A 3730-nucleotide genomic window follows, 5' to 3' on the forward strand; every position below is an offset into this window, starting at 1 on the left:
AGATGAAGAAATCCAATCAAAAGACAATTATTTGTTTCGATACGAATAAAAGCGTTTATCTTTGCATGTTGAAGTCAAACAGGAAGGACAAGGCTTCCTCTTGAATTAACAGGGCTGGGTGAGATTCGATTTGTCCATTCACCGCAAACCAAGACTTAAAGGCAAAACATTATGGCATTTATCACATTAGATACCAAGAAACTAAAAAAGAACTACGACTACCTCGAAGAACTGCTATCACAAAACGGAATCACCTGGGCGGTTGTTTCCAAAATGTTATGTGGCAACAAACGCTACCTGGAAGAAGTAATAAATCTGGGTATCAAACAATTGTGTGATTCGCGGGTTTCAAACCTCAAAATGATTAAGTCGATTTCGGACGAAGTTGAAACTGTTTACATTAAACCACCACCAAAACATTCCATTGACAAAATCGTCAAATACGCCGACATCAGTTTTAATACGGAAAAAGACACCATCGAACGGCTTTCTCAGGAAGCTCAAAAACAAGGAAAAACCCACAAAATCATCATCATGATTGAAATGGGTGAGCTACGCGAAGGGGTACTGCAGGAAGATTTTCTCGACTTTTACAATTCGGTTTTCAATTTACCCAACATTGAAGTAGTTGGCATTGGCACCAATTTAACTTGCATGTACGGTATTTTGCCGAGCCACGATAAACTGGTGCAGCTATGTTTGTACGAACAGTTGCTTGAGGCGAAATTCAACAAGGAAATTCAGTATGTTTCAGGCGGTGCGTCAGTAACGGTTCCTTTAATTTTTCAAGGCTTGCTTCCAAAGGGAATCAACCATTTCAGGATCGGTGAAACCTTTTTCCTTGGGACTGATGTTTACAACAATGTCACCTTCGAACAGATGGAAAATGACGCCTTTCAACTTTATGCCGAGATTATTGAGTTGACAAAAAAACGAATGACTCCAATTGGTGAGTTGGGTAAAAACCTGCTGGGCGAAACCGTGATTTTTGATGAGGCTGACCAGTCGGCAACCTCCTACCGCGCGCTGATTGACCTCGGCTTGCTGGATATTGATGAGAACCACATCAAGCTAAAAAATAAGAACCTGAAGATCGTTGGCGCATCGTCGGACATGTTGGTGGTTGATTTGGGCAAAAATGACGAAAACTACCAGGTTGGATCGCAACTTGAGTTCGAAATGGACTACATGGGCGTATTGCGGATTATGAATTCAAAGTACATCGAAAAAAAAATAAAAACAGACTAACAAATCGTGCTTATGCTCAGGGCTAAAAGCACAAATATGCTGACGAACATCGTATTGCAGATATTCGGATGTTTATGTGTTTATTAACTTTAGACAGATGTTTTGCTTGAAGCAAGTCTCTTAGTTAATAACTAAATATGAACTCCTTATGAAAAAAAGAGCCACACGGATTTTTTTGTATGCGATTGGATTTCTGATTCTGATTGTCGCCTTGCTACTATCTTACGTAAAAGCTATGCTGCCCAATGTTGGCAATGCACCTGAAATGACCGTCGAACGAACCCCGGAACGGCTTGAACGCGGGCGATACTTGGCCAACCACGTTATGGTTTGCATGGATTGCCATTCGGAACGCGAATACAGCCTTTTCACTGCTCCAATGGTTCCCAACACCGAAGGGATGGGTGGCGAAGTGTTTGACCAAAACATGGGATTCCCCGGCCGGTATGTTTCGCCCAACATCACCCCGGCAAAACTTGAGAACTGGACCGATGGCGAAATTTTCAGGGCCATTACTGCTGGTGTATCCAAAGATGGCCGAGCCCTGTTTCCTGTGATGCCGCACCCCTACTACGGTCAACTTGATGAAGAAGATATCAAAGCGGTGATTGTCTATCTTCGCTCGCTCAAGCGCATCGAACATGAAACAGAAGCATCGATGTCAGATTTCCCGATGAATTTCATTCTCAATACCATCCCCAAAAAACCTTCATTAACCAAAATACCACCAAAAACTGATCGGGTAAGTTACGGGAAATATTTGATAACCGCGGCAGCATGCAACGATTGCCACACGAGGCAAGAAAAAGGCCAATTTATTGGTGACGCATTTGCCGGAGGAATGGAGTTTAAATTCCCAGATGGTTCTGTTTTACGCTCAGCCAACATTACGCCTCACGAATCCGGAATCGGACTTTGGAGTGAGGAGCAATTTATCCAGCGTTTCAAGGCCTATTCCAGGTCAACCTACACACCCCACCAAATTGCTCCGGGCGAATTTCAAACCATTATGCGGTGGACTTTTTACGCAGAAATGGAAACAGAAGATTTACAGGCGATTTATGCTTACCTGAAAACCCTGAAACCAGCTGCAAACAATGTGGTCTTATTCTCTCCTGCAAATTGATCGTCAGATTTCGAGCGGAAATGCCGCTATGAATTGTACCTGCTAAATATCAACCAGATTGTGTCTCAGCGCAAAAATAATGAGTTCAATAATATTTTTTGCTCCTGTCTTTTCCATCATATTGGCTCGGTGACTTTCCACGGTCCGGTCGGCAATAAATAATTTTTCAGCAATTGTTTTCATAGGAAGTCCCTGGCATGAAAGCTGTAATACTTCCAGCTCGCGCTTCGAAAATTCAACACCTGCCACCAGGGTGTCGTCATTAGGGCGCTTTCGTTCGGTCTGCACCGAATCCGCTTGAAACTCTTGCTGTAGTCGCCGTGCCAGATTGTCGGTCAAATTGATATTTGCATCTTCCAAAACCTGAACCAATTTCGAGTACGAGAAATTAATTGGCTCAACCGCTTTATTGGCAGGAGCAAGCAGACCAATCAACAGCGAAGCACCTTCATATTCAGAACCACGGGCAATCCGAACAGAATATTTTTCGCGAGTCCCGTTGGCTAATTCAATCTCGATTTCTTCATGAAAACTGTTTAGCAAACCGTAAGCACATTTATTTATTCTTTCTTCCAATCTTTTGAAACTCTCAGGCCCAACCAATTTAGAGAAAGACAAACTATCCACTTTGGATTGACTGCACCCGATCATTCGCGAAAATGCCGGATTAATTTCAAGAATCTGATCTCCGCTAAATAGAAAAATCCCATTCGTAGAGTTTTCCACAAACGCCTGGTAGCGGCTTCTACCTAAATTAATCAATGACTCATACTTCTCAAGTCTGACTTTGATTGACCGCAGAAGCGTCTCGTTTTGAAATGGTTTGACAATATAGTCATCCACCCCAAGCTCCATTCCAAACCTGATTTCACGCAGGTCAGATTTTCCTGTGATGAAAATGAACGGAATTCTGTTGGTGAAATTACTATCTTTCAAAATATTATAAACCTGATACCCGTTCATCGGCGACATCTTAATGTCGCAAAGAATCAGATCCGGCTTGCCTTCGTAGGCTCGCTGAACTCCCTCTGTCCCTGAATTGGTAACATCGACCTCGTACCCATTAAGCACCAAAACATTCCTTAGTGTCCTCGAAAAGGCCAGGTCATCCTCAATGATTAAAACCTTCTTTTTTGTCATCTCTCAAAATGAAAATCCGAGAATCGCTTCCCGAAAAATAGTTCAACTCATCAACTAAATTAAACCATCTCTACCAATTTGCCATTAGTTCCACGCAAGCAATTAGCGAACTGGCTATTTCATGGTTTAAACCATCCTTTTCATCCAATGAAGCATAAATTGATATTATACGATTTTGGCATCTTTATCTACTATTTACTATAAAATAACATATTC

General features: G+C 42.1%; 3 protein-coding genes. 2 read left to right on the plus strand and 1 reads right to left on the minus strand.

The window, feature by feature from the left end:
* The first annotated feature begins 171 nt into the window (after nucleotides 1–171).
* Nucleotides 172–1248 (plus strand): alanine/ornithine racemase family PLP-dependent enzyme, encoded by a 1077-nt coding sequence (locus tag AAC033_RS18630; RefSeq protein ID WP_339740983.1) that lies wholly within the window; start codon nucleotides 172–174, stop codon nucleotides 1246–1248.
* 148 nt (nucleotides 1249–1396) lie between these two features.
* Nucleotides 1397–2374, plus strand: a complete 978-nt coding sequence (locus AAC033_RS18635) for a c-type cytochrome (RefSeq protein WP_339740985.1) — start codon at nucleotides 1397–1399, stop codon at nucleotides 2372–2374.
* 42 nt (nucleotides 2375–2416) lie between these two features.
* Here the strand turns inward: AAC033_RS18635 and AAC033_RS18640 are convergent, their stop codons facing one another.
* Entirely contained in the window at nucleotides 2417–3514 is a 1098-nt protein-coding gene (locus AAC033_RS18640; protein WP_339740987.1) for a response regulator, read from the minus strand.
* Nucleotides 3515–3730 lie beyond the last annotated feature (216 nt).

It is taken from the genome of uncultured Sunxiuqinia sp. (genome assembly GCF_963974515.1).
Classification (GTDB): Bacteria; Bacteroidota; Bacteroidia; order Bacteroidales; family Prolixibacteraceae; genus Sunxiuqinia.